Raw genomic sequence first — 24083 nt, 5'->3', positions numbered from 1 at the left:
TTTGCATCAGGCTTTCCCGACGTGTTTGCGTCGCTTTCATGCCTCTTGAACGTGACAATCAAACCTGCTCAAGTGTCGGGCACCAGCTAAGGACCGCAGCGATGCAGAGCTCTCGTCAGACCGTCAAACTTTCCGACACGCCCGTCAAACCGCGGCGCTTTGTCTTTGTGTTGATGGAAAATTTCACGCTTTTGAGTTTCGCCTCGGCGTTGGAGTGTCTGCGGATTGCCAATCGGATGGCGGATGCAAAGCTGTATGAATGGGTGCTGTCCGGCGAGGGCGGCGAGACCGTGACCTGTTCGGCGGGCACCGAGTTCAAGCTGGATAGTGATCTGGGCGAGCTGACGCGCGATGACACTGTGCTGCTGTGCGGCGGAATCAATGTGCAGAAGTCCACCACCAAGCGGTTGATCGGCTGGATGCGGCGCGAGGCGCGCAAGGGGGTGACCATGGGCGGGCTGTGTACGGCCACCTATGCGCTGGCCAAGGCGGGGCTTCTGGATGGCAAGCGGGCGACGATCCACTGGGAAAATCAGGACAGCTTTTCCGAGGAATTCGAAGAGGTTATGCTGACGAAATCGGTGTTTGTGGTCGACGGCAACCGGATGACCACCGCCGGGGGGACCTCGTCCATCGACCTGATGCTGAAGCTGATTGCCGATGACCACGGCGAAGAGTTGGCGAATGCGGTGGCGGACCAGCAGATTTACTCGTCGATCCGCACCGATCAGGACACGCAGCGGCTGTCGGTGCCGACGCGGATCGGGGTGCGGCATCCGAAGTTGAGCCAGGTGATCCAGAAGATGGAAAGCCATATCGAGGAGCCGATCAGCCCGTCGATTCTGGCGCGGGATGTGGCGATGTCGACCCGGCAGCTGGAGCGGTTGTTCCGGCGGTATCTGAACCGCAGCCCGAAACGGTATTACATGGAGTTGCGGCTGAAAAAAGCGCGCAACCTGTTGATGCAAACGGATATGAGCGTGATCAACGTGGCACTGGCCTGCGGCTTTGCCTCGCCCTCGCATTTCTCGAAATGTTACCGGGCGCATTACGACACGACGCCCTATCGCGAGCGCGGCAGCCACGCGGCGCGACTGTCGATCTGACGTCTGTTGGCCGCAAAAGGCCCGTCGGTAAAACGTCGGTATTGCGTCGGTAAACTGTCGGTGGGCAGAGGGAGCGGGCCGGTTGCACGCCCCCTGCCCTTTTTGATGATGCAGAGCGTGACCATTGGGGCGCCGCAATTGACAGGCGCGCATCGGGGGACTTCGGGAAAACGGGTCATTCACAGAAAACGGCCCACCATCGACATGGCAATGATCGGGCATCGGTCAAAGCGGGCATTCAAAACAATCCATCGAATGCCCGCTTTGGTTTGCGCGCAGGGCGGCCTTTTAGTCGACTTTGGTGACAATGGCGTCGAGTGGCTTGCGGACCTTTTTCATAGGCAGCAACCAATCAGCCGACGCGTCACGATACCCAAGGGGCAGAAGCACGACCGAACGCAAGCCGCGCTCTTTCAGGCCGAGAATTTCGTCAACTTTGCTCGGGTCGAAACCTTCCATCGGAGTGCTGTCGACTTCCTGCTCGGCGGCGGCAACCAGTGCAATTCCCAAAGCAATATAGGCTTGGCGGGCGGCGTGTTCATAATTGACCTGAGCGTCACGCGGCAGGTAGTTCGCTTTTAGGTTTTCATAATATGCGTTCAACATTGGCAACTAGCCACGCGCTTGGGTCAACAATTCAGTGACCTCGTCGATACGCTCGGCTGTGTAATTGTCCCACGCGGCAAAAACCAAAAGATGAGAGCCATCCGTAATCTGAGCTTGATCGCCGGCGGCGGCGCGAATTTTGCGCAATACCTCGGGGTTGGTCACCACTATGAGCTCGAACGGTTGGGTGCCGCTTGACGTCGGCGCCATGCGGATCGCCTCGATGATTGCATCGACTTTGTCTTGGGGCACGGCGGTGTTTGGGGTCATTTTCTTTGTGGCATAACGCCAGTTCAACTGGTCTATCAGGGTGCTGTTCGTCATTCTTTGATCCTATTGTCGGCACCTGAAAGGTGCGGTATACTTTTGTAACCGACGACATATAAGGAACCTGATTTCCCCACAAGTAGGCACAAATATGAGCCTCGGTTACACGAAGGGAACCGACATGCTAGATTCCGAACAATGCCCCGATTGCAAACGCATCAACGAGGTTCTGTCACGTGTTGGCGACCGTTGGAGCGTTCTTGTCGTCATCTCACTTTCCCGATACGGGACGTTGCGTTTCAATGAGTTAAAGCGGCATTTGGGTATTTCACAGCGGATGCTGAGCCTTACTTTGCGTGAATTGGAACGAGACGGCCTTGTCAATCGCACCTATCACCCGACGATACCGCCCAAGGTGGAATACAGCCTGACACCGATGGGCGAGTCATTTCGCGAACCTGTGCGCGCGTTGGGGCATTGGGCGCTGGAGAACCAAGCCATCATCGACGCCGCCCGTGAGACTTACGATGCTGCGGCGGAAGGGCAAAACGCGGGCAAACCCGCCGTGCCGTCAATCTGACTGTTGGCCGTGCGATGCTGCGCGTAAGCGGCTGTTTGACCGGGCGTACTGCGACAAGATGCGGGCAGATATCGCATCCAGCGGCATATCAGTGCAGTCATGCGATCCGTGTTGGCCAGGCAGAAAATGCCGCCTTTTCTGCCCCCGATGTCGGAGGTTTCCCCGGAAACAAACAGCAGCGCTGCACACCCCGCTTCTGGGCACTTTTCTTTTCCAAAAACCGGAGATAGGCTTCGCATCGGACCTTTGTTCCAACCTGGGAGTTGAAAGATGAAAAAGTTTCTTATGGCCACAGCAGCGACGGCGCTGATGTCTGGCAGCGTGATGGCGGCAAGCCATTCGACCGAAGTCAAAATCGGCGTGATTCTGGGCTTTACCGGGCCGATTGAATCGCTGACCCCGGCGATGGCCGCCGGCGCCGAAATGGCGATGAAAGAAGTCAGCGACAGCGGCAAGCTGTTGGGTGGTGCGATGGTGACGCCAGTGCGCGCCGACAGCACCTGTGTTGATGCCGGTGCGGCGACCGCCGCGGCAGAGCGTCTGATCACCTCGGACGGGGTCAAGGGCATCATGGGGGCGGATTGCTCGGGCGTGACCGGGGCGATTCTGGCCAACGTGGCAGTGCCGAACGGTGTTGTGATGATTTCGCCCTCGGCGACCTCGCCTGCGCTGTCGACCGCTGAGGACAACGGTTTGTTCTTCCGCACCTCGCCTTCGGATGCGCGTCAGGGTCAGGTTCTGGCCGATGTGCTGATGGAAAAGGGTCTGACGTCGGTGGCTGTGACCTATACCAACAACGACTATGGCAAGGGTCTGGCCGACAGCTTTGCGGCGGCTTATGCGGCGGCGGGCGGCACTGTGACCGCGACCACCGCGCATGAGGACGGCAAGGCCGATTATTCGGCTGAAGTTGGCGCGCTGGCCTCGGCTGGTGGTGATGCTTTGGTTGTGGCGGGTTACGTCGATCAGGGTGGTCCGGGGATCATCCGCGCGGCGCTGGACACTGGCGCGTTTGACACGTTCGTTCTGCCCGACGGCATGATCGGGGCGGCGCTGGAAGAGAAGTTCGGTGACGAGCTTGACGGATCGATCGGCACCGTGCCGGGCACCGAAAGCGAAGGCGCTGCGATGATCCTGACGATGGCCGAAGCGGCCGGGTTCAGCGGCGAAGGCCCCTATATCGGCGAAAGCTATGATGCGGCGGCGCTGATCATGCTGGCGATGGAAGCGGCGGGTTCGGTTGAGCCGGGCGATTACAAAACCAAGATCATGGATGTGGCCAACGCACCGGGCGAAAAGATCTATCCCGGTGAGCTGGCCAAGGCGCTGGAGATCCTCGCAGGTGGCGGCGACGTCGATTATGTCGGGGCGACAGCGGTTGAGCTGATCGGTGCCGGGGAGAGCGCGGGGTCGTACCGCGAGATCCTGATCGAAGGTGGCAAAATGACCACGGCGGCCTATCGCTAAGGCGCGCGCAATATCATTCGTCAGCCCGGTCTTTGTGCCGGGCTGACTCGTTTTTAATAAGGCGCAAAAATGTGCCATGACGGGGGACGCCTATGATCGTCGTTGAAGACGTGCATAAGCATTTTGGCGGGTTTCACGCGGTTGACGGGGCCTCGCTTACGATTGAACAGGGGTCGATCACCGGGTTGATTGGTCCGAATGGCGCCGGGAAAACCACGTTGTTCAATGTGATCGCGGGGGTTTTGCCGCCAACATCGGGGCGGGTCACGATGGGGGGTGAGGATATCACCGGGTTGCCGCCGCACGCGCTGTTCCACAAGGGACTGCTGCGGACCTTTCAGATTGCGCATGAATTTTCGTCGATGACTTGCCGCGAGAACCTGATGATGGTGCCGGGCGGGCAATCGGGCGAAGCGCTGTGGAACACCTGGTTCGGGCGCAAGCGGATTGCCAACGAGGAACGCGCGCTGCGGGCCAAGGCCGATGAGGTGCTGGAGTTCCTGACGATCACGCACTTGGCCGATCACAAGGCCGGGCAGGTTTCGGGCGGGCAGAAAAAGCTGCTGGAGCTGGGCCGCACGATGATGGTCGACGCCAAGGTGGTGTTTCTGGATGAGGTCGGCGCCGGGGTGAACCGGACGCTGCTGTATACCATCGGCGACACCATTTTGCGGCTGAACCGCGAGCGCGGGTACACCTTTGTGGTGATCGAGCATGACATGGATTTCATCGAGCGGCTGTGTGATCCGGTGATCTGCATGGCCGAGGGCAAGGTGTTGGCGCAGGGCACGCTGGCCGAGATCAAGGCCAATGAGCAGGTGATCGAGGCCTATCTGGGCACGGGGCTGAAGAACAAGGACAAGGTGGGCGCATGAGCGGCAATCCCTATCAGGACGACCGGGGCAACAACGACGCGTCGATCACCAAGCCCGGTGGGCAGAGTCGTATGACGCCGGGCACGAGTACGCAAACCGGCGGCAGGAAGGAACAGCACACTGGCGACGCCTTTCTGATCGGGGACAGCATGACCGGGGGGTACGGCAAGGGGCCTGATATCCTGCATGACTGCACGATTGCGGTGAACAAGGGCGAGATTGCCGTGATTGTTGGCCCCAATGGTGCGGGCAAGTCCACGGCAATGAAGGCGGTATTCGGGATGCTGGACGTGCGCAGCGGCTCGGTGTGGCTGGACGGTGAGGATATCACCGACCTTAGCCCGCAGGACCGGGTGGGACGGGGCATGGGGTTCGTGCCGCAGACCCAGAATATTTTCACCTCGCTGACGGTAGAGGAAAACCTTGAGATGGGGGCCTTTATCCGGCGCGATGATTTTTCAGACACGATGGCGCAGGTTTACGAGTTATTCCCGATCCTGAAGGACAAGCGCAAGCAGGCCGCAGGCGAGCTGTCGGGTGGGCAGCGTCAGCAGGTGGCGGTTGGGCGCGCCTTGATGACCAAGCCCAAGGTCTTGCTGCTGGATGAACCCACGGCCGGCGTGTCGCCGATTGTGATGGACGAGCTGTTTGACCGCATCATCGAGGTGGCCCGCACCGGCATTCCGATCCTGATGGTGGAACAGAACGCGCGTCAGGCGCTGGAGATTGCCGACAAGGGCTATGTTCTGGTGCAGGGGGCGAATGCCCATACCGGGACCGGCAAGGAATTGCTGGCCGACGCCGACGTACGCAAATCGTTTTTGGGGGGCTGAGGGATGTTTCGAAATCATGACAGGCTGCCCTGTGTGGGGCCGGATGGCGGGATTGCGCCCGCGTTGTGCTTGGATTTGAGGGGGCTGGCATGGAGCTTCTGAACGCGTTTGTGGTGCTGTCCAACTTTGTGCTGATCCCGGCGATTGCCTATGGCAGTCAACTGGCGCTGGGCGCTTTGGGTGTGACGCTGATCTATGGCATCTTGCGGTTTTCCAACTTTGCCCATGGCGACACGATGGCCTTTGGCACCATGGTTGTTGTCTTGGTGACGTGGTTGTTCCAGTCATGGGGCATCAACCTTGGGCCGCTTCCGACGGCCCTGCTTGCCCTGCCCTTCGGGATTGCGGGCTGTGCAGCGCTGGTGCTGCTGACCGACCGGATGGTGTATCGGTTCTACCGGGTGCAAAAGGCCAAGCCGGTGATCCTGGTCATCGTCTCCATGGGGGTGATGTTCATCATGAACGGGCTGGTGCGGTTCATCATCGGGCCGGACGATCAGCAATTTGCCGATGGCGAGCGATTTATCGTCTCGGTGCGGACGTTCAAGAAACTGACCGGGCTGGACGAGGGTTTGGCGATCCGCACGACGCAGGGCATTACCGTGGTGACTGCGGTGATCGTGGTGGCGGTGCTGTTTTGGTTCCTGAACCGGACCCGCACCGGCAAATCCATGCGCGCCTATTCCGATAACGAGGATCTGGCGCTGCTGTCGGGCATCAACCCCGAGCGCGTGGTTCTGTACACTTGGCTGATCGTGGCGGCTTTGGCGACGGTGGCGGGTACGCTGTACGGGTTGGACAAGACCTTCAAGCCGTTCACGTTTTTCCAGCTGTTGCTGCCGATCTTCGCGGCGGCAATCGTCGGTGGGCTGGGCAGCCCGCTGGGGGCAATTGCGGGCGGGTTTGTGATCGCGTTCAGCGAGGTGACCGTGACCTACGCGTGGAAAAAGGTACTGGGCTATGCCCTGCCCGAGGGGTTGGAGCCGACCGGGTTGGTACAGCTTTTGTCGACGGATTATAAATTCGCGGTCAGCTTTGTGATCTTGCTGGTGGTGTTGCTGTTCAGGCCAACGGGTCTGTTCAAGGGGAAATCGGTATGAGCGATACTGTGAAGAAATTCGGGCTGTTCGCCGGGGTCGGCGCGCTGATCCTGCTGACCGGGGTTTTGCAAAGCTGGAACTCGGCTTTGCTGATCCTCAACATGGGGTTGATCAGTGCGGTTATGGCGCTGGGCGTAAACCTGCAATGGGGCTTTGCCGGGCTGTTCAATGTCGGCGTGATGGGGTTTGTGGCGCTGGGCGGGCTGGCGACGGTGCTTGTCTCGACCGATCCGGTGCCGGGCGCCTGGAGCAGCGGCGGCGTGCGGATCGTGCTGGGGCTGATCCTTGGCGCGGCCACGGTTGTGCTGGCGGCGCTGGCGCATCGGCGCATGGCAAAGGGCAAGACGCGGGCAGTGGTGGTGCTGGCGATTCTGGTGGTCGGGTTTTTCCTCTATCGCGGCGTGTTTGATCCCGGTGTGGCCGGGGTCGAGGCGATCAACCCGGCCGCAGCGGGCAATCTGGGCGGGCTTGGCCTGCCGGTGCTGCTGGCGTGGCCGGTCGGCGGAGTTCTGGCGGCAGGCGTGGCGTGGATCATCGGCAAGACGGCGCTGGGGCTGCGGTCGGACTATCTGGCGATTGCGACGCTGGGCATCGCCGAAATCATCATTGCCGTGATGAAGAACGAAGACTGGCTGGCGCGCGGGGTGAAGAATGTGATCGGCCTGCCGCGGCCGGTGCCCTATGAGGTGGATTTGCAAGCCTCGTCCGCGTTTGTTGAACGAGCGGCGGGGCTGGGGCTGGACCCGACAACCGCGTCGACGCTGTGGGTCAAGCTGCTCTATGCGGGCCTGTTCACGGTGGTGCTGCTGATCCTGCTGTGGATGGCGCAGCGCGCGCTGCATTCGCCCTGGGGCCGGATGATGCGGGCGATCCGCGATAACGAGGTCGCCGCCGAGGCGATGGGCAAGGACGTGACCCGGCGCCACCTGCAGGTATTCATTCTGGGCAGCGCGGTCTGTGGCATTGCCGGTGCAATGATGACAACGCTGGACGGGCAGCTGACGCCCGGCACCTATCAGCCGCTGCGCTTCACCTTTCTGATCTGGGTGATGGTGATTGTCGGCGGCTCCGGCAACAACCTGGGCGCGGTGCTGGGCGGGTTCCTGATCTGGTTCCTGTGGGTTCAGGTCGAACCGATGGGCCTGTGGCTGATGCAGACAATCACGTCGAACATGGCCGATGGCAGCGCTTTGAAGTCCCATTTGATCGACAGTGCGGCGCATATGCGGCTGCTGACGATGGGGGTCATTCTACTTCTGGTGCTACGGTTCAGCCCACGTGGGTTGATCCCGGAAAAGTAACCCGCCGCCCCTGCCCGTGCGCAAGACATCTTGGGCGCCTTCGGTTTCTTTCTGAGCAAAATACTCCCCCGCCGGAGGCGTCCTGAGCCTGCGGCGGGGGACACGTTTTGTTGGGTCAGCGCCCTTTGAACAAGCTGCCCAGAATGCCACGCACCAGACGGCGGCCGGTGGTGCCGGTCAGTTCCTTGGCCACCATCTTGCCCATCTTCTCGCCAAAGGTATCGCCGCGTGAATTGCTGCGGCTGTCGCGCGCGGTAGAACGCCCGACGCGCGTGCCGGAATAGCGCCGCCCGGCTTTGTATTCGCGCTCGGCGGCTTCGGCTTCAGCCTCACGCTTTTCGGCCTCTTCGGCGGCTTTTGCGGCCTCTTGCGTGCGCTGGGTCAGGATCTCATAGGCCGAGCGGCGGTCTTGCAGGGTCTCGTATTTGCCTGCGACCGGCGAGGTGTTGATCAGCGCATCGCGGGCGGCATCGCTGATCGGGCCAAGTTGCGAGGATGGCGGGCGGATCAGGGTGCGTTCGACGATGCCGGGCACGCCCTTTTTCTGCAGCATCGAGGTCACGGCCTCGCCGACGCCGACTTCGCGGATCGCCTGTTCGGTATCGAAGCGCGGGTTGTCGCGGTAGGTTTCCGCCGCCATGCGCAGTTCCTTGCGGTCCTTGGCGGTGAAGGCGCGCAGGGCGTGCTGCACACGGTTGCCAAGCTGCCCGAGGATATCTTCGGGCACGTCGGCGGGGTTCTGGGTGATGAAATACACGCCCACGCCTTTCGACCGGATCAGGCGGGCGACCTGTTCGACTTTGTCGACCAGCGCCTTGGGGGCGTCATCGAACAGCAGGTGGGCTTCGTCGAAGAAGAACACCAGCTTGGGTTTGTCGGGGTCGCCGACCTCGGGCAGGTCTTCGAAGAGTTCCGACAGCAGCCACAGCAGGAAGGTGGCATAAAGCCGGGGGCTGTGCATCAGCTGATCGGCGGCAAGGATATTGATGCGGCCGCGCCCGTCGGGGTCGGTACGTATCAGGTCCGAAAGCTCGAGCGCCGGCTCACCGAACAGCTGCGTGGCGCCCTGATTTTCCAGCACAAGCAGGCGGCGCTGGATGGCGCCGACCGATTGCACCGAGATATTGCCATAGCGCAGGCTGAGTTCGGCCCGGTTTTCGCCGGTCCAGACCAGCAGCGCTTGCAGGTCTTTGAGGTCCAGCAGCGGCAGGCCCTGTTCATCGGCCAGGCGGAAGGCGATGTTAAGGATGCCCTCTTGCGCCTCGCTGAGTTCAAGCAGGCGCGAGATCAGCAGCGGGCCCATATCGGCCACTGTGGTGCGAACCGGGTGGCCTTGTTGGCCGAAGAGATCCCAAAAGGTCACCGGGAACGCGGCATACGTGTAATCGGAAAAGCCGATTTTGGCGGCGCGTTCGCTGAAGGCGTGATGCAGTTTGAACGTGTCCGAGCCAGCGGCGGCCAGCCCCGACAGATCGCCTTTGACGTCGGACAGGAACACCGGCACCCCGGCGGCAGAGAAGCCTTCAGCCAGAATTTGCAGGGTCACGGTTTTGCCGGTGCCGGTGGCCCCCGCGATCAGCCCGTGACGGTTGGCGTATTTCAGCGCCAGGTCCTGTGGTTCGGCGTAGTCCGTTCCGCCGCCTCCGATGAATATACTGTCCTGCACGCGGTTGCCCCTTTTTTACGCAAGTGTTCGGGGTGAAAATACAACCTTAACCTCTTTGCGCCACACTGAAATTGGTCCTTATCACATGTCCTCTGGGATTTGGGCCGACTTCCTCCCTGTCAGACTGGCCGCGCCTTCGGGTGCGGCCCTTTTTGTCGCAGGGGGTCCAAAATCGCTGTTGACCGTTGACACTAAAAAATCTAGCTTTCGTGTAATGATAAGTCGGCCAGTCCGACGGGGAGAAAAAGAATTGGGAAAGGGGCCGTTGGCCCCTTTTCTCATTTTCCGGGGTGCTTTGATATTTCGATGTGTCGGGCGCGGGTTGCGGGGCGGGCGCGCTTTGAAAACCGAATGGCAGGTTTCCGCTGTAAAGGGATATTTTGCACCCTGACAGCGCCCTATGGCCGTGTTAAACCCTCGCGCGACATGAACTGAGTAACCAATGGGGACCCCATGCCCGGATTTCTGAAAACACTTCCTTTGCTGGCCGCGCTGGCTTTGACTGGACCGGCCTTTGCGCAGGACACCACCACGACGCCCCCCGCCGAAGCGGACGCGCCCGCCGAGACCTTGAGCATGGGGGAAGATGTACAGGTCGAGCCCTATGTGCGCGAAACCTCGGGCGATTGGTCGTTGGAGTGCATCCGCACCGGCACCGACGAAGAACCCTGCCAGCTGTTTCAGGCGCTGAATGACGCCGATGGCAATCAGGTGGCCAACATCCGCATTTTCCGCCTGAAAGAAGGCGGTCAGGCCGAGGCTGGTGCGCTGGTTGCCGTGCCGCTGGAAACGCTGCTGACCTCGAAGCTGACGATTGCGGTCGATGGCGCCAAGGGCAAGCGCTATGACTTTTCGGTCTGCGACCGTCTGGGGTGCTATGCGCGCGTCGGGCTGACGAGCGAAGATATTGCCTCGTTCAAGCGTGGCGCCAAGGCGACCGTATCGCTGGTGCCGTTCGTTGCGCCGGATCAGAAAGTGATGCTGGACCTGTCGCTGAAAGGCTTCACGGCGGGCTATGAAGAAGTGTCGGTCGTCAACGCCCAGTAAGCGCTGCGCGACTGCAACAAGAAAAGGCCGCCCTGTGATGGGCGGCCTTTTTCGTTGTGAGGTCGGGTGGGATCAGATCTTTTTCAGGGCCAGCACCGCGTTCAGCCCGCCGAAGGCGAAGGCGTTGGACAGGACCACGTCGACATTGGCCTCGCGCGCTTCGTTCGGGACCACATCGAGGGCGCATTCGGGATCGAACTCTTCATAGCCGATGGTGGGCGCGATCACCCCGTCGCGCAGTGCCATGATGCAGGCCAGCAGTTCGACCGCGCCGGTGGCGCCGATCAGGTGGCCGTGCATCGCCTTGGTCGAAGAGATCATCAGCTTGTCGGCATGCGGGCCGAAGACATCGGCCACGGCGGCGCATTCTGTCTTGTCGTTGGCAGCGGTGCCGGTGCCGTGGGCGTTGATATAGCCGACCTGATCGGGGTTGATCCCGGCATCCTTGAGCGCGCCGGAAATGGCCCGCGCGGCCCCCTGTTTCGAGGGCATCACGATGTCGGAGGCGTCGGAGGTCATGGCGAAGCCGACCACTTCGGCCAGAATCTCGGCGCCGCGGGCGCGAGCGTGTTCGTAATCCTCGAAGACGAAGATGCCGGCGCCTTCGCCCTGCACCATGCCGTTGCGGTTGGCGCTGAATGGGCGGCAGGCGTCCTTGGACATGACGCGCAGCCCTTCCCAGGCTTTGACGCCACCGAAGCACAGCATCGATTCCGAGCCGCCGGTGACCATTGCCTTGGACATGCCGGAGCGGACCATCTGATAGGCCTGGCTCATGGCGTGATTGCTTGAGGCGCAGGCGGTCGAGACCGTGAAGGACGGGCCTTTGAGGTTGTATTCCATGCTGATGTGCGACGCGGCGGCGTTCATCATCAGCTTGGGCACCACGAAGGGATGCACGCGATTTTTGCCCTCTTCATAGACAGCGCGGTAATTGTCATCCCAGGTCGAGACCCCGCCGCCGGCGGTGCCCAGCACCACGCCACCTTTGGCGGCCAGTTCGCCGGTGAATTCGAGCCCGGATTGGGTGATCGCCTCTTTGGCGGCCATCAGGCTGAATTGGGTGAAGCGGTCATAGAGCGTCATCTGCTGACGGTTGAAATGGCCTTCGGCCTCGAAGCCCTTGACCTGACCACCGATTTGAATCGAGAGGCGTTCAACGTCGCGGAACTCGAGCTGCTCGATGCCGCAGTGGCCTTCGCGCATCGCTTCGAGGGTTTCGGCGACGTTATGGCCGAGCGCGTTGATCGTGCCCGCGCCGGTAATGACAACCCGGTTCATGCCTGTTCGGCCACCAATTTTTCGATGCCTGCGATGATGCTTGCCACCGAGGAGATATCGAAGTCGCTCTGCTCGGGTTCGTTGGCGTTGAAGGGCACGGTGATGTCGAATGCTTCTTCGATGGCGAAGATGCTTTCGACCAGCCCGAGGCTGTCGATGCCCAATTCCTCTAACGTGTTGCCCAATGTCACGTCCGACGGCTCTAATACGGCCTGCTCGGCTATGATGTTGATCACCTTGTCCTTGATGCTCATTGATCCCGGCCCTTCCCTCGTGATTGGGGTTGATTTAGTCGGTCTTTCCCAACTTGGAAACAGCTTTCTGCAACGCCGCAACATCGCGGAACAGGCGCGGCAGGCGACGCAGGCCTTTGTAGGCCTCGATGTGGCTTTCCATCTTCATCGCCGGATAGCCAAGCATGACCCGGCCTGCGGGCACATTGGCCAGCACCTTGGTCGCGCCGCCGGTGATCACGTGATCACCGATAAAAAGATTGTCGGACACGCCCGTCTGCCCCCCCAGCACCACATTATTACCAATTCGTGACGATCCCGCGACACCGACCTGCGCGCAGATCAGGCTGTCATTGCCGATCTCGACGTTGTGGCCGATCTGGGTCAGGTTATCGACCTTGACGCCATTGCCGATGCGGGTGTCGCGGACGGTGCCACGGTCGATACAGGTGTTCGCACCCAGTTCGACATCATCGCCGATGGACACGCTGCCCAGGCTGTGGATGCGGGCATAGCTTTGGCCGCGCAGCTCGCCCTGATCGCCAAGGCTGTCGCGGGCGCGTTCGACGCTGGATTGTTCGGGGGTCACGAAGGAAAAGCCGTCGCCGCCGATCACGGCACCGGGTTGGGCGATGAAGCGGGCACCGATGCTGACACGCGCGCCAATACGCACGCCTTCGCGCAGGAAGGCGCCCTGCCCCAGTACGGTATCAGCGCCAATGAAACACTGCGGACCGATGACCGAGCCCGCGCCGATGCGCACCCGAGGGCCGATCACGGCAAGCGGGCCGACGGCGACATCGGCGGCCAGATCGGCGGTGGGGTCAATCACGGCAGAGGGGTGGATGCCGGGGGCATAGCCTTGGCCGGGGTCCATCATCGCGCTGAGCCCGGACATCGCAAAACGCGGACGCGGGGCGATGATCGCTGCCTGAAGCCCCAGCGCCTGCCAGTCGGCACCGGGCCAGAGCATAGCGGCGCGCGCCTGACCGGCGGGCAGGGCTTCGGCGTATTTCGGGTTCATCGCCAGCGCCAGATCCTGCGGCCCGGCCATGGCGGGTTCGGCCACGCCGCTCACGCACAGATCAACAGCGCCGAAGGCCTCGGCCCCGAGCGCGGCTGCGATTTGCTTGATAGAATGGCTCATGATCCACGTCCCCAGATCGGTCTGGGGCATGACTTAGCTTTGTTGTGCCTGCAAGGCCACCCCTGCCTGCGCCAGTGCTTTCCAGATCAGCGCATCGCGGCCGTAAACATCACGGCGGAAATTGACCTGACCTTTGGCCTGCGTGAAGGCGGTGCGGTAGTCCAGATGCACCGGTACGGGTTGTTCCAGCGGCAGCACCGATTCAACCCCGGTTTTCAGATAGCTGTGAAACAGGCCCTTGGGGTCGTTGGTTTGCTTGGCCAGCAGCGCATAGGCGAATTCGAACGGTTCATGCAGGCGGATGCAGCCATGGCTGTAGGCGCGGCTTTCGCGGCCAAACAGGTTTTTGGCGGGGGTGTCATGCAGGTAGATATTGTATTTGTTCGGGAAGATGAATTTCACCAGCCCCAGCGCATTGCGGTCCGACGGGGGTTGTTTGATCGCAAAGGGAAAGGTCCGCTCGGTATACTGTGAGAAATTCACCGAGTTGCGGCTGACCACACGGCCGCGGCTGTCGATGATCCGCAAATGGCTGACCGCGTTGGGGTTGCGCTTGAGCATCGGCAGGTATTCCTTGACCGTGATCGAGCGGGGCACATTCCAGGTGGGGTTGATCACCATATGCTCCATCACATCGGAAAATTCCGGGCTGCGGCGGTCACTGCTGTTGGCGCCGACGACCGAACGGGTTTCAAACGTGACCTTGCCGTTGTCGATGATCTTGGCGCTGAAATCGGCGAGGTTGACCAAGACGTGACGCTTGCCCAGCGGCATGTTGATCCAGCGCTCGCGCTCCATCGCGACGATCACCGACTTCAGCCGTTCTTCGACGGGGGTATTGATTTCGGTCAGAGTTCCCGCGCCGGCGACGCCGTCGGGTTGCAGCCCGTGGTCCAGCTGGAACTGCTGCACGGCGGCCTGCATGTTGGCATCATAGACCTGTGTGGCGTTGCGGCGCAGATAGCCCATCGCAATCAGCCGGTTGCGCAGTTGGACCACGCCCGCGCCCTGCTCGCTGGGCTTCAGGGATTTGCCGGGCACGGTATCGCCCCAGCCGCCCTTGGCCAGAAGTGTTTCCAGCCGCATCTTTTCCTTCATCAGCCGGGAATATTCGGCCGATTGCGGTGGCAATTGGCGCAGGAAGGCGGCGGGGGTGCTTTTCTCGAAACTGGTCAGATAGGACAACCGGGCGCGGTAAGGCACCTCGCGGACGATGCCGCTGTCGATCTTCGAGGGCACCAGCAGTCCGGTTTGCACATCGCGGGCATAGCGCAGGAAGGTTTTGGACAGCGCCACCTCGGCCAGCCCCAGATCGCGCGGTGTCTTGGCGGCGCGCATCTGTGCCAGCAGCCCGCGCGCATCATAGCGGCGCGCAGACAGGCCGTGCGCATCGACATCGGCCAGCGCGGCAAACAGCGCCTTGCGCCGCGATGCATCCTTGGATCCGCGTCCGGTCCACAACCCCTTATAGTCGGCCTCGCGGTAGTATTGCGCCAGATCGCGATCATCGGACGCCGCTTCGGCCACGGCCTGTTTGAAGGCTGTGACCTGCGCCTGAGCCCCCTGAGGCGACACGAACAGGCATGTAAGCAGGGTTAAAACCGTCAAAAACAACCGGACAGAGCCGGTACGGGTCCGCGTATGCATGGGCACGCCCTCTTTTTAGTTTACCGCATAAAAAATGTTACATCCCTGTGTCTTGAATTGGGCCGATCAAGTCCATTCACAAATGCACTATCACAAAACGCTCCCGAAAAATGGTGCAAGCCTGCACCGGGTTTTGCGCAATCCCGTCACTATTCAAATTTTTTCAGCAAAAAATCGCCTAAACCTCTTGATATCGAAAATTCGAGTGAATCGAAGCTTGGTCGATTGTTTCTGTTGTGTAATAAAACTTATGCATCTGGGGATGACATGGCTGAAATCACGTAACATCGTGGTGAGCAGCTTAGCGACGGGACACAGGCGCTACTATGACAAATGACAGCTCATTGAGCTTTACACGGCGTGCTTTGCTGGGCGCCTTCGCAGCAACAACTGTTGCCGCAGCACCGACATTCACGAAAGCCGCGGGCTTTCTGAGAGGGGCCGGGGATATCCGGCGGATCAAGATGTTTTCCGGGCGCACCGGCGAGCGGATTGACATGATTTACTGGATCGAGGGGGATTATATTCCCGACGCGGCCAAGGAAATCACCTATTTCATGCGGGACTGGCGGACCGATTCAACCAAGGGCGTTGACCTGCGCACGGTGGATATCATGGCCGCCGCGCATAACCTGCTGGATATCAACGAGCCGTTCATGCTGTTGTCGGGCTATCGCTCGCCTCAGACCAACGCGATGTTGCGGTCGAAATCCCGCGGCGTTGCAAAGAACTCTTTGCATATGAAGGCACAGGCGGCGGACCTGAGGCTGGCGTCACGCTCGGTCAATCAGATGGCGCGAGCGGCTTTGGCCTGCAAGGCCGGGGGCGTTGGCCGGTATTCCGGATCAAACTTCGTGCATATGGATTGTGGCCCGGTGCGCAACTGGGGCGCTTGAAGCCATTCAAAACGATGAAGAAAAGAAACCCGCCTGTTCCGGCGGGTTTTTTGTTGTAACATCGTCCAAAATCGAGAGATGTGATGACAAAACCCTTTCTGATCCTGCAACTGCGCCCCGAAACCGAGGCCGCTGATGATGAATATGCGGCGTTTCTGGCCAAGGGCGGTCTGAGCGCCGAACAGACCCATCGGATAAGGCTGGATCAGGAAGACCTGCCGGATCTGGATTTGGCGGGCTATGCCGGGGTGATTGTCGGCGGTGGGCCGGGCTGTGTGTCGGACCCCGCCGCAGGCAAAGACCCGGTGGAGGCACGGATCGAGGCGCAGGTGCTGGGGCTTATGCCGCAGATCACCCAGGACGACGTGCCGTACCTGGGCTGCTGTTACGGCATTGGCATTCTGGCGCATCATCTGGGGGCCAAGGTGAGCAAGGCGCACTTCGGCGAGCCGACCGGCACCAGTCGCTGCGAGAGAACCCGGGCGAGCCAAGGCGATCCGCTGTTGGCGGGGGTGCCGGATCAGTTTGATGCGTTTGTCGGGCATAAGGAAGCGGTGCAGGACCTGCCCGAGGGGGCGGTGCATTTGCTGTCGTCGGCCCCCTGCCCGTTTCAGATGATCCGTTACAAATCAAATGTTTACGCGACACAGTTCCACCCCGAAGCCGACAGTGACGTCTTTTCACTGAGGATCCGGGTGTATAACAGCAGCGGTTATTTCCGCCCCGAAGAGGCCGACGACCTGATCGCCATGTGTCAGGCCGCTGATGTGACCCAGCCGGAGCGGATTTTGCGCAACTTCGTGGGGCGCTACGCCGGGTAATCCAAACCGCGCAGGGCATCGGCCGCGATCTGGAATGAACGGATGCGGGCGGTCTGATCGTGGATCTGGCCGTTCACCATCACCTCGTCCGGGCGGTGACGGGCGATCAGGGCGGCAAGCTGTTCGGCAACCTGATCGGGACCGCCAACTGCGGCGACGGACAGCGCATGATTGACGTTGCGCAACATGCCCGGGTCAACGTGATCCTCGATCCGGTCAACCGGGCGCGGCAGTTTTCCGGGTTTTCCCGAGCGCAGGTTGGCAAAGGCCAACTGCATCGAAGTGCGCAGGAATTTGCCCTCGGCCTCGTCCGCGCCGGCGAACACATTCACCGCGAGCATGAAATGCGGCTTTTCCAGATAATAGGACGGCTGGAAGGTGCGGCGATAGACATCGGCGGCCTCTTCCAGCGCGGCGGGGGCGAAATGCGAGGCAAAAGCGTAGGGCAGCCCCAGATAGGCGGCCAACTGGGCGCCGTAAAGCGAGGAGCCGAGGATCCAGACCGGAACATGGGTGCCGCTGCCGGGATAGGCGCGGACTTTTTGGCCCGGCTTGGGGTCCTGAAAATATTCGACCAGTTCCATGACGTCCTGCGGGAAATGGTCGCCGCCTTGCAGGGTGCGCCGCAGCGCTTGTGCGGTCACGCCGTCGGTGCCGGGCGCGCGGCCAAGACCAAGGTCGATCCGGTCGGGGAACAGCGTGGCCAGCGTGCCGAACTGTTCGGCAATCACCAGCGGCGCGTGATTGGGCAGCATCACCCCACCCGAGCCAACGCGGATGCGGCTGGTGGCGCCCGCCACATGACCGATCAGCACCGAGGTGGCGGCGCTGGCGATGCCGGGCATGTTGTGATGTTCGGCCAGCCAGAAACGGTGATAGCCATAGCTTTCTGCCGCCAGCGCCAGCGCCACGGTATTTGACAGGGCGGTGGCGATGCTTTCGCCCTCCGGCACGGGGGACAGATCAAGCACGGAATAGGGGATCATTGGGGGTATCCTTTGGGGCTTCTGCCGGGCAACCTAGCACGCGCGCGTGCGGTGGCCAGTCCGATCAGAGCTGCGCCAGAAGCAGCGGCATTTTCGCCTTCATCGCGGCATAACCGCGGGAGATCGCCAGATCGGCCTTGCTGAATTCCAGAACGGTCACGTCGCGCAGATCAAGTTCGACCATCACGTTCGGCGGCTCGCCCGCAAGGCGGCTGCGGCGGATCTGATCGGTCATCACGTCGATCGAGGTCGACAGGACCTCGAGATAGCCGGGGGTCCGGCGGCGGGTTTTCTTGGGTTCGAGATAGGATTTCAACGCGGGTTGCACGGCGGCGGGCATGTTCTGAAGCAGCATGTCGAGCCCGAAACCGTTGCTGTCGGTCGTGAGGTCAGGCGCACCGTGGCGCGGCATGTAGAGTTTGGAATTGGGATCGACCGCGATGATGATCTCGGCCCCCAGCGCGCGGGCGGCGCTGACCGGCACCGGGTTGCTCATGCCGCCATCCAGCAGCCAGCTGCCGTTGTGAAACACCGGCGCAAAGATGCCGGGAATGCCGATCGAGGCGCGCACCGCGTCAAGCAGATCACCATCGCGCATCCAGACCTCGCGCCCGGCGTAAAGGTCAGTGGCCACCGCCATATAGGGCCGGTCGAGCGCTGCAATCGTATCCTTGAAACCCAGTTCGTGCAGCTGCTGCATGATCGCGTTGCCCATGATCAGCCCGCCGGAATTGACATCAATATCGATCATCCGGGCGATGGTAAGCTGACGCAGGCCGCGCGCGAAGGCCTCGAGCTTGTCGAGGATGCCGGAGGCTTCGGCGGCGGCGACCAGCGACCCCATCGAGGTGCCACACAGGATGTCGGGGCGAATGCCCTCTTCGGCCAGCGCGTGCAGCACACCGATATGGCACCACCCGCGGGCCCCACCACTGCCAAGCGCCAAGCCGACTTTCAGCTTCATTCGACTGCGCCCTCCTTGGGCGGTTTGACCCCATAGACCAATAGATACAGGGCCGGGACGAAAATCAACGTCACCAGCGTGCCCGCGATGATGCCGCCCATCATCGAATAGGCCATCGGCCCCCAAAACACCTGCCGCGCGATCGGGATTAGCGCCAGCGAGGCTGCCGCAGCCGTCAGCAGGATCGGGCGGGCGCGGCTGTCTGAAGCCTCGAACACGGCATCCCAGCGCGAGCGGCCCTGTCGGCGCAGCTCTTCGATTTCGTGCACCAGAATGATCGAGTTTCGGATCAGGATTCCGACCAGTGCAAGCACGCCCAGAATCGCCACAAAGCCCAGCGGTGCCCCCGACGGCACCAGTGCGGCGACCACCCCGATCAGCCCCAGAGGTGCTGCGCTGAGTACGATCAGCGACAACCGGAAGCTTTGCATCTGGATCATCACCAGGAAGGTCATCAGCAACACCATGATCGGGACGACGGCCACAATCGGGCCGGTGGATTCATTGGTGTTTTCCAGCGTGCCGCCCACTTCGATCTTATAGCCGATCGGTAGAGTGCTGCGCAGCGCGTCGATCTGTGGGGCGAGATCCTGCACCACCGAAATCGGCTGATCCTTTGTTGCCACCGAAGCTTTGACTGTGATCGTTGGCAGGCGGTCGCGCTGCATGATCATCGGCTGTTCGGTGTCGTATTTGAGCGTGGCAAGGCTGAGAAGCGGGACCGAGGCGCCGCCATTGCCCTGCAACTGCATGCCGTGAAGCGCATCAACTGACTGCCGGTCATTGGTGTCGCCGCGTGCCACCACACTGACCAGATAGGTGCTGTCGCGCAGCTGCGTCACCGTTTGGCCGTTGAAGACCCCGTTCAGCACACTGGAGATATCCGATGCCGACACGCCAAGCTGGCGCGCCTTGTCCTGATCGATCTCGACCCGGACCACGCGGGCGGGTTCGCTCCAGTCCAGCGAAATGTTGGTCAGGCGGTCATCTTGCGACAAGGCTGCAGCCAGCAGCCGGGCCTGATCGCGCACAATGCCGGTTTCGGGACCCGAAAGGCGATATTGTACCGGCTTGCCGACCGGCGGCCCGAGTTCCAGGAGCTTGGTGAACAGTTCGACGCCCGGGAACTGATCGGCCAGCCCGTCGATCTGCGCGCGCACCCTGTCGCGGGCTTCGGTATCCGTGGCCTGAATAACCAGCTGCCCCAGATATGGGCCGGGTGTTGGGCCTTCGAGGGTCAGCAGGAAGCGCGGCGCGCCGCGACCGACATAAGAGGTCCAGTGATCAATGTCAGGATTGCCTTGCAAGGTGGCCTCGAGCCGGTCCATCTGGGCTTCGGTTTCGATGATCGAACTGTTTTGCCGTGCGGTTACATCCACGATCAACTCGGGGCGGTCAGAGCTGGGGAAGAACTGAAATTCGACGAATTTCATCCCCCAGATCGAGCAGGCAAAGATCGCCAGTGTGGCAATCACCGTCAGCCATTTTGCCCGCATCGTCCTGCGCAGCAGAACGTGAAAGGCGCGACGGATACGGCCGGGGCCAGAGTCGTGGTGGTGGCCCTTTTCGGGCAGGAACGTCACGCCCAGCAGCGGCGCGAACAGCACCGCGACAACCCACGAGACCATCAGCGACACCGCGATCACGACGAACAGCGAAAAGGTAAATTCGCCCGCCGCCGAATTGTTCAGGCCGATCGGGATAAAGCCGACGACCGTCACCAGCGTGCCCGACAGCATCGGAAATGCGATCGAGGTCCAGGCATAGGAGGCGGCCGTGGTCAAGCTTTCGCCCAGTTCCAGCCGGGAAATCATCGTTTCGATCGCGATCATCGCGTCGTCCACCAGCAGACCCAGCGCGATGATCAGCGCACCCAGCGAAATCCGCTGCAGGGTGATTCCATAGTAGTCGAGGATCACGAAGGTGATCGCCAGTACCAGCGGGATGGTCAGCGTGACCACCACCCCTGCCCGCATGCCCAGACTGACAAAGGTGACCAGAAGAACGATGCCGATCGCCTCCATCAGGGCCTGAATGAAATGGCCGACGGCGTGTTCCACCACATCGGGCTGATCGGCGACCTGCTGCATTTCGATGCCGACCGGCAGCTTGGCCTGAATTTCTGTCATCATGTCTTTCAGCTGTTCGCCGAAGTCCAGGATGTTGCCGCCCTGTTTCATGCCGATGGCCAGCGCGACGCCTTCCTTGCCATTGACCCGGAACAGCGCATCCGCAGGGTCTTTGTAGCCACGGGTGATGGTCGCGATGTCGCCCACGTTGAAAAACCGGTCGCCGACCCGCAGGTTGACCGCGGCAAGGCTGTCGGCATCATCAAACTGTCCGCTGACGCGCACGATCACCTGTTCGTCGCCCGCATCAATCACGCCCGAAGGCACAAGTGCGTTCTGACTGGCCAGCGTTGCCACGACCTGTTGCTTGTTCAGCCCCAGCGCCGCCATCCGCCGCACCGAGAATTCCATATAGATCACTTCTTCGCGCACGCCGATCAGGTCGATCTTGCCGGCATCAGGCAGCGACTGCACCTCGGTCCGCACCGTTTCGACATAGTCGTGCAGTTCGCGCGGGGTGAAGCCGTCAGCGGTGAAGGCATATATGTTGCCAAAAACATCGCCGAAGCTGTCGTTGAACTGAAACCCGGCAAATTCCGCCGGGAAATCAGCCTGAATATCTGTCATCATGTTGCGAACGCGTTGCCAGGTGGCAGGGATCTGCGCGGCCGGAGTGGTTGGCAGCAGATCGACATAGACAACCGTGCGCCCGGCCGCCGTGACCGAGCGTGTGGCCTTGAGGGTATCGAGCTCTTCGAGCTTTTTCTCGATCCGGTCGGTGACCTGAGCGCGCGTATCCTCGATATCCGCGCCCGGCAGGGCGGCGGCGATAATCATGGTCTTGATCGAGAAGTTCGGGTCTTCCTCGCGGCCCATGTTCATATAGGAGAAGGAACCCGCGATCAGCGCAACGATCATCAGATACCACACAAAAGACCGGTGCCGCAGCGCCCAGTCGGACAGATTGAACCGCGTCATTCCTGCACCCGTTCCCCGACCATCTGGCCGTCTTTCAGCGAATTCACGCCCTTGATTACTATTTCATCGCCGGGGGTGACCCCGCTCAGGACCCGCAGGAGGCCATCGTCCAACGGTGCCACCGTGATCGGCACAGCGCTGACTTGGCCGTCAGGGCGGCTGACGCGCCAGACGCGCGGCGGCTGCCCCGAGCCGATCAGCGCCGTGGTCGGCATTGACACGATCTGTTCGCCGCCCCCTGTCAGTCGCACCAGCACCAGCGCGCCCAACCGCATTGCCTCGGGTTGGTCGGCCAGTTCCAGATGCACCCGCCGGGTACGTGTGGCGGTGTCGGCGACCGGCTCGATCTCGGACACGCGGCCCGAGGTGCGGATGGTCGGCGACGAGCGCAGGCGGATGTCGAAGGCCGCGTTGCGCCCCAACGCCTCGATCGCGCTTTCGGGCAGGTCGATCACCGCCTCGCGCCGGGCCGTGCCCGCAAGCCGCACGACGGCCTGACCGCTGGACACGACGGTGCCCGCTTCGGCAAAAGCCTGCGTCACCACGCCGTTGACCGGCGCGACGAGGGTGGCAAAGCTGCGGGCGTCTTCGGCTTTCAGCAGCACGGCCTGAGAGCGGTCCTGTTCGGCCTTGGCCGCAGACAGCGCCTGTTCGGCCAATTCTTGCTTGGAGACCGAGGCGATGCCGCGCGCGGCCAGTTCGCGCACGCGTTCGGCGGTGCGCTGTGCCGTTTCCAGCCTCACTTCGGCGGCAGTGACACCTGCGAGCGCCGCCCGCCGGGTGTTTTCAAGATCCGCAGGGTCCAGTTCAGCCAGAACCGTGCCGCGCGTGACCACATCACCGACCGAAACCGGGCGCCGGATCATCCGGCCCGCAGCCTGAAACCCCAGATCGGTTTCAAAGACTGCAGCAACGGTGCCAGTGAATTCGCGCGCCTCAATCGGGTTGGCCTGAATAATCTCGGACACCACCGGGCGCGGCACGAATTCGACGTGCGCCTCTTCTTCCTTGCAGCCTGCCAAGACGGCAAGTGCCAGCAATACAACCAATTTGCGCATCAGTGCTCTCCTGTCGGGATGACGTTGCGACCGGGGTAAAGTTGGTGCGACCCGCGGGCCACCACCAGTTCGCCTTCGTTGAGGCCCTCGCTGAGCAGCACCCGCCCAGACAGATAGCTTTCAACCATTACAGGGCGCAGCGACACGGTTTTGGCCTGTGGGTCCATGACCCAGACGGCCGGCCCTTCGACCGTTGCGGTCAGCACGCTCCAGGGCAGCTCGAACGCGTCGCCCGCGCCATACTGTGCCACGCCTTTGATCGGCGCACCCAAGGGGACCGCGCGGCCTTCGGTTTCGATCCCGACGCGCACGGTGACGCTGCCGCTTTGTGGATCCAGAATCGGAGAGACTTCGCGCAGTCGGCCAATCATCTGAACGTCGGGCTGATCCAACAGCGTCAGAATAAGTTCGTTGTTTTCCGGCGGCTCTGACAGGAAGGTGTCGGGGAACGAAAACACCGCATCCACCCCCCCGTCGGCGGCAATCGTGATCACCGGTGTCGAGGCGTTCACAATCTGCCCCGGATCGGCGTTGCGGTCGGTCACGGTGCCGTCAAACGGCGCGCGCAGCACGGTTTCATCCAGATACGTCTGCGCCTGTTCGACCTGAGCGGTGACCTGGTCCAACGAGGATTGCGCTGTTTTATACTCTTCGCGCGCGGCATCCAAAGCCGCACGCGTGGTCACGCCGCGATCAAACATCGCGCCCTGACGTTCATATTCCTTTTGCGTCCGTTCGGCTTGCGCGGTGATGGCGGCGCGGCTGGCCTCGGCCTCGCGCAGGCGTTCCAGCGCTTGTGTGGCATCAACGCGGCCCAGTTCCTGACCGGTCGTGACCATATCGCCAACGTCCACCTCGATTGACAACAGCCGCCCGCCGTCGCGGAATGCAAGGCCCGCGCTGTCGCGCGGTTCGGTCACGCCGGTCAGGACGACCTCCATCAATGCGGGGGAATGGCGTGCGGTGACCACAGTGATCGGCAACGCATCGCTGGCATAGCCCGCACCGGACATCGCCAGTAGCGCGGTCAATGTCAGCATTTTGGTGTGAAACCTCATGGGCGTAAGCCTCCGGTTGTATTTGCTACTTCACTCGTGCCGTTGCGGGCCGAGTGCCATATTCTGGCCTGCCCTAGCAGGATTTCGCAGCGGGGGT

General features: G+C 61.6%; 20 protein-coding genes and 1 pseudogene. 10 read left to right on the top strand and 11 right to left on the bottom strand.

The window, feature by feature from the left end; genetic code table 11:
- Positions 1-101: 101 nt before the first annotated feature.
- Positions 102-1106: a GlxA family transcriptional regulator gene (locus BSF79_RS01360; protein WP_090267279.1), complete on the top strand. Its 1005-nt coding sequence runs from the start codon at positions 102-104 to the stop codon at positions 1104-1106.
- Between the two features lie 288 nt (positions 1107-1394).
- Here the strand turns inward: BSF79_RS01360 and BSF79_RS01355 are convergent.
- Positions 1395-2036, bottom strand: a pseudogene (locus BSF79_RS01355) (NAD(P)H-dependent oxidoreductase).
- Between the two features lie 94 nt (positions 2037-2130).
- Between BSF79_RS01355 and BSF79_RS01350 the strand changes: the two are divergent.
- The 6 genes from BSF79_RS01350 (at position 2131) to BSF79_RS01325 (ending at position 8135) form a co-directional block, all read left to right on the top strand.
- Positions 2131-2559, top strand: coding sequence for a winged helix-turn-helix transcriptional regulator (locus BSF79_RS01350; protein ID WP_090267276.1), 429 nt, complete (start codon positions 2131-2133; stop codon positions 2557-2559).
- Positions 2560-2829: 270 nt separating this feature from the next.
- Entirely contained in the window at positions 2830-4026 is a 1197-nt protein-coding gene (locus tag BSF79_RS01345) for an ABC transporter substrate-binding protein (protein ID WP_090267272.1), read from the top strand.
- Between the two features lie 92 nt (positions 4027-4118).
- Positions 4119-4901, top strand: a complete 783-nt coding sequence (locus BSF79_RS01340) for an ABC transporter ATP-binding protein (protein ID WP_090267269.1) — start codon at positions 4119-4121, stop codon at positions 4899-4901.
- 71 nt (positions 4902-4972) lie between these two features.
- Positions 4973-5734 (top strand): ABC transporter ATP-binding protein, encoded by a 762-nt coding sequence (locus BSF79_RS01335; RefSeq protein ID WP_425443226.1) that lies wholly within the window; start codon positions 4973-4975, stop codon positions 5732-5734.
- An 89-nt stretch (positions 5735-5823) separates the two neighbouring features.
- Positions 5824-6834: a branched-chain amino acid ABC transporter permease gene (locus BSF79_RS01330; RefSeq protein WP_090267262.1), complete on the top strand. Its 1011-nt coding sequence runs from the start codon at positions 5824-5826 to the stop codon at positions 6832-6834.
- Positions 6831-8135, top strand: a complete 1305-nt coding sequence (locus BSF79_RS01325) for a branched-chain amino acid ABC transporter permease (protein ID WP_090267259.1) — start codon at positions 6831-6833, stop codon at positions 8133-8135. Before BSF79_RS01330 ends, BSF79_RS01325 begins: the two co-directional genes overlap by 4 nt.
- Before the next feature lie 115 nt (positions 8136-8250).
- Here the strand turns inward: BSF79_RS01325 and BSF79_RS01320 are convergent, their stop codons facing one another.
- Positions 8251-9801 carry a helicase HerA-like domain-containing protein gene (locus BSF79_RS01320; protein ID WP_090267255.1) on the bottom strand — a complete coding sequence of 517 codons (1551 nt, stop codon included), beginning with the start codon at positions 9799-9801 and terminating at the stop codon, positions 8251-8253.
- Positions 9802-10254: 453 nt separating this feature from the next.
- Between BSF79_RS01320 and BSF79_RS01315 the strand changes: the two genes are divergently transcribed.
- Positions 10255-10848: an invasion associated locus B family protein gene (locus tag BSF79_RS01315; RefSeq protein WP_090267250.1), complete on the top strand. Its 594-nt coding sequence runs from the start codon at positions 10255-10257 to the stop codon at positions 10846-10848.
- A gap of 72 nt (positions 10849-10920) precedes the next feature.
- Here the strand turns inward: BSF79_RS01315 and BSF79_RS01310 are convergent, their stop codons facing one another.
- Genes BSF79_RS01310 through BSF79_RS01295 form a run of 4 tightly spaced genes read right to left on the bottom strand, consistent with a single transcriptional unit; the run spans position 10921 to position 15156 of the window.
- Positions 10921-12129 (bottom strand): beta-ketoacyl-[acyl-carrier-protein] synthase family protein, encoded by a 1209-nt coding sequence (locus tag BSF79_RS01310; RefSeq protein ID WP_090267246.1) that lies wholly within the window; start codon positions 12127-12129, stop codon positions 10921-10923.
- The gene (locus tag BSF79_RS01305) at positions 12126-12383 is read right to left on the bottom strand and encodes an acyl carrier protein (protein WP_090267243.1); all 258 of its coding nucleotides are present in this window, start codon (positions 12381-12383) and stop codon (positions 12126-12128) included. The genes BSF79_RS01310 and BSF79_RS01305 overlap by 4 nt, the downstream gene beginning before the upstream one ends.
- Before the next feature lie 34 nt (positions 12384-12417).
- On the bottom strand, positions 12418-13509 hold the full coding sequence (locus BSF79_RS01300; protein WP_090267842.1) for a UDP-3-O-(3-hydroxymyristoyl)glucosamine N-acyltransferase: 1092 nt from the start codon (positions 13507-13509) through the stop codon (positions 12418-12420).
- 33 nt (positions 13510-13542) lie between these two features.
- A complete protein-coding gene (locus tag BSF79_RS01295) occupies positions 13543-15156 on the bottom strand; it encodes a L,D-transpeptidase family protein (protein ID WP_090267239.1) in 1614 nt (537 codons plus the stop codon).
- Positions 15157-15482: 326 nt separating this feature from the next.
- Between BSF79_RS01295 and mepK the strand changes: the two genes are divergently transcribed.
- Together mepK and BSF79_RS01285 are read left to right on the top strand one after the other, a co-directional pair.
- Positions 15483-16052, top strand: coding sequence for a peptidoglycan L,D-endopeptidase MepK (gene mepK / locus BSF79_RS01290; protein WP_090267231.1), 570 nt, complete (start codon positions 15483-15485; stop codon positions 16050-16052).
- Between the two features lie 83 nt (positions 16053-16135).
- Entirely contained in the window at positions 16136-16873 is a 738-nt protein-coding gene (locus BSF79_RS01285; RefSeq protein ID WP_090267227.1) for a glutamine amidotransferase, read from the top strand.
- Here the strand turns inward: BSF79_RS01285 and BSF79_RS01280 are convergent.
- The 5 genes from BSF79_RS01280 to BSF79_RS01260 form a co-directional block, all read right to left on the bottom strand.
- Positions 16861-17859 (bottom strand): LLM class flavin-dependent oxidoreductase, encoded by a 999-nt coding sequence (locus tag BSF79_RS01280; protein ID WP_090267224.1) that lies wholly within the window; start codon positions 17857-17859, stop codon positions 16861-16863. The two genes, BSF79_RS01285 and BSF79_RS01280, sit on opposite strands and share 13 nt — an antisense overlap.
- A gap of 64 nt (positions 17860-17923) precedes the next feature.
- On the bottom strand, positions 17924-18823 hold the full coding sequence (locus BSF79_RS01275; RefSeq protein WP_090267220.1) for a patatin-like phospholipase family protein: 900 nt from the start codon (positions 18821-18823) through the stop codon (positions 17924-17926).
- Positions 18820-21870 carry an efflux RND transporter permease subunit gene (locus BSF79_RS01270; RefSeq protein WP_090267216.1) on the bottom strand — a complete coding sequence of 1017 codons (3051 nt, stop codon included), beginning with the start codon at positions 21868-21870 and terminating at the stop codon, positions 18820-18822. The genes BSF79_RS01275 and BSF79_RS01270 overlap by 4 nt, the downstream gene beginning before the upstream one ends.
- Positions 21867-22928, bottom strand: coding sequence for an efflux RND transporter periplasmic adaptor subunit (locus BSF79_RS01265; RefSeq protein WP_090267209.1), 1062 nt, complete (start codon positions 22926-22928; stop codon positions 21867-21869). Before BSF79_RS01265 ends, BSF79_RS01270 begins: the two co-directional genes overlap by 4 nt.
- Positions 22928-23986: an efflux RND transporter periplasmic adaptor subunit gene (locus tag BSF79_RS01260; RefSeq protein WP_090267205.1), complete on the bottom strand. Its 1059-nt coding sequence runs from the start codon at positions 23984-23986 to the stop codon at positions 22928-22930. Before BSF79_RS01260 ends, BSF79_RS01265 begins: the two co-directional genes overlap by 1 nt.
- Positions 23987-24083 lie beyond the last annotated feature (97 nt).

The organism is Thalassovita taeanensis (genome assembly GCF_900110775.1).
Classification (GTDB): domain Bacteria; phylum Pseudomonadota; class Alphaproteobacteria; order Rhodobacterales; family Rhodobacteraceae; genus Litorimicrobium; species Litorimicrobium taeanense.
This window is presented reverse-complemented; position numbering and strand designations above follow the sequence as displayed.

Bases quoted from the DNA above. Each gene is read 5' to 3' on its own strand.
- BSF79_RS01360 (WP_090267279.1), top strand. From the start codon at position 102: ATGCAGAGCTCTCGTCAGACCGTCAAACTTTCCGACACGCCCGTCAAA.
- BSF79_RS01350 (WP_090267276.1), top strand. From the start codon at position 2,131: ATGAGCCTCGGTTACACGAAGGGAACCGACATGCTAGATTCCGAACAA.
- BSF79_RS01345 (WP_090267272.1), top strand. From the start codon at position 2,830: ATGAAAAAGTTTCTTATGGCCACAGCAGCGACGGCGCTGATGTCTGGC.
- BSF79_RS01340 (WP_090267269.1), top strand. From the start codon at position 4,119: ATGATCGTCGTTGAAGACGTGCATAAGCATTTTGGCGGGTTTCACGCG.
- BSF79_RS01335 (WP_425443226.1), top strand. From the start codon at position 4,973: ATGACGCCGGGCACGAGTACGCAAACCGGCGGCAGGAAGGAACAGCAC.
- BSF79_RS01330 (WP_090267262.1), top strand. From the start codon at position 5,824: ATGGAGCTTCTGAACGCGTTTGTGGTGCTGTCCAACTTTGTGCTGATC.
- BSF79_RS01325 (WP_090267259.1), top strand. From the start codon at position 6,831: ATGAGCGATACTGTGAAGAAATTCGGGCTGTTCGCCGGGGTCGGCGCG.
- BSF79_RS01315 (WP_090267250.1), top strand. From the start codon at position 10,255: ATGCCCGGATTTCTGAAAACACTTCCTTTGCTGGCCGCGCTGGCTTTG.
- BSF79_RS01310 (WP_090267246.1), bottom strand. From the start codon at position 12,129: ATGAACCGGGTTGTCATTACCGGCGCGGGCACGATCAACGCGCTCGGC.
- BSF79_RS01305 (WP_090267243.1), bottom strand. From the start codon at position 12,383: ATGAGCATCAAGGACAAGGTGATCAACATCATAGCCGAGCAGGCCGTA.
- BSF79_RS01300 (WP_090267842.1), bottom strand. From the start codon at position 13,509: ATGAGCCATTCTATCAAGCAAATCGCAGCCGCGCTCGGGGCCGAGGCC.
- BSF79_RS01295 (WP_090267239.1), bottom strand. From the start codon at position 15,156: ATGCATACGCGGACCCGTACCGGCTCTGTCCGGTTGTTTTTGACGGTT.
- mepK (WP_090267231.1), top strand. From the start codon at position 15,483: ATGACAAATGACAGCTCATTGAGCTTTACACGGCGTGCTTTGCTGGGC.
- BSF79_RS01285 (WP_090267227.1), top strand. From the start codon at position 16,136: ATGACAAAACCCTTTCTGATCCTGCAACTGCGCCCCGAAACCGAGGCC.
- BSF79_RS01280 (WP_090267224.1), bottom strand. From the start codon at position 17,859: ATGATCCCCTATTCCGTGCTTGATCTGTCCCCCGTGCCGGAGGGCGAA.
- BSF79_RS01275 (WP_090267220.1), bottom strand. From the start codon at position 18,823: ATGAAGCTGAAAGTCGGCTTGGCGCTTGGCAGTGGTGGGGCCCGCGGG.
- BSF79_RS01270 (WP_090267216.1), bottom strand. From the start codon at position 21,870: ATGACGCGGTTCAATCTGTCCGACTGGGCGCTGCGGCACCGGTCTTTT.
- BSF79_RS01265 (WP_090267209.1), bottom strand. From the start codon at position 22,928: ATGCGCAAATTGGTTGTATTGCTGGCACTTGCCGTCTTGGCAGGCTGC.
- BSF79_RS01260 (WP_090267205.1), bottom strand. From the start codon at position 23,986: ATGAGGTTTCACACCAAAATGCTGACATTGACCGCGCTACTGGCGATG.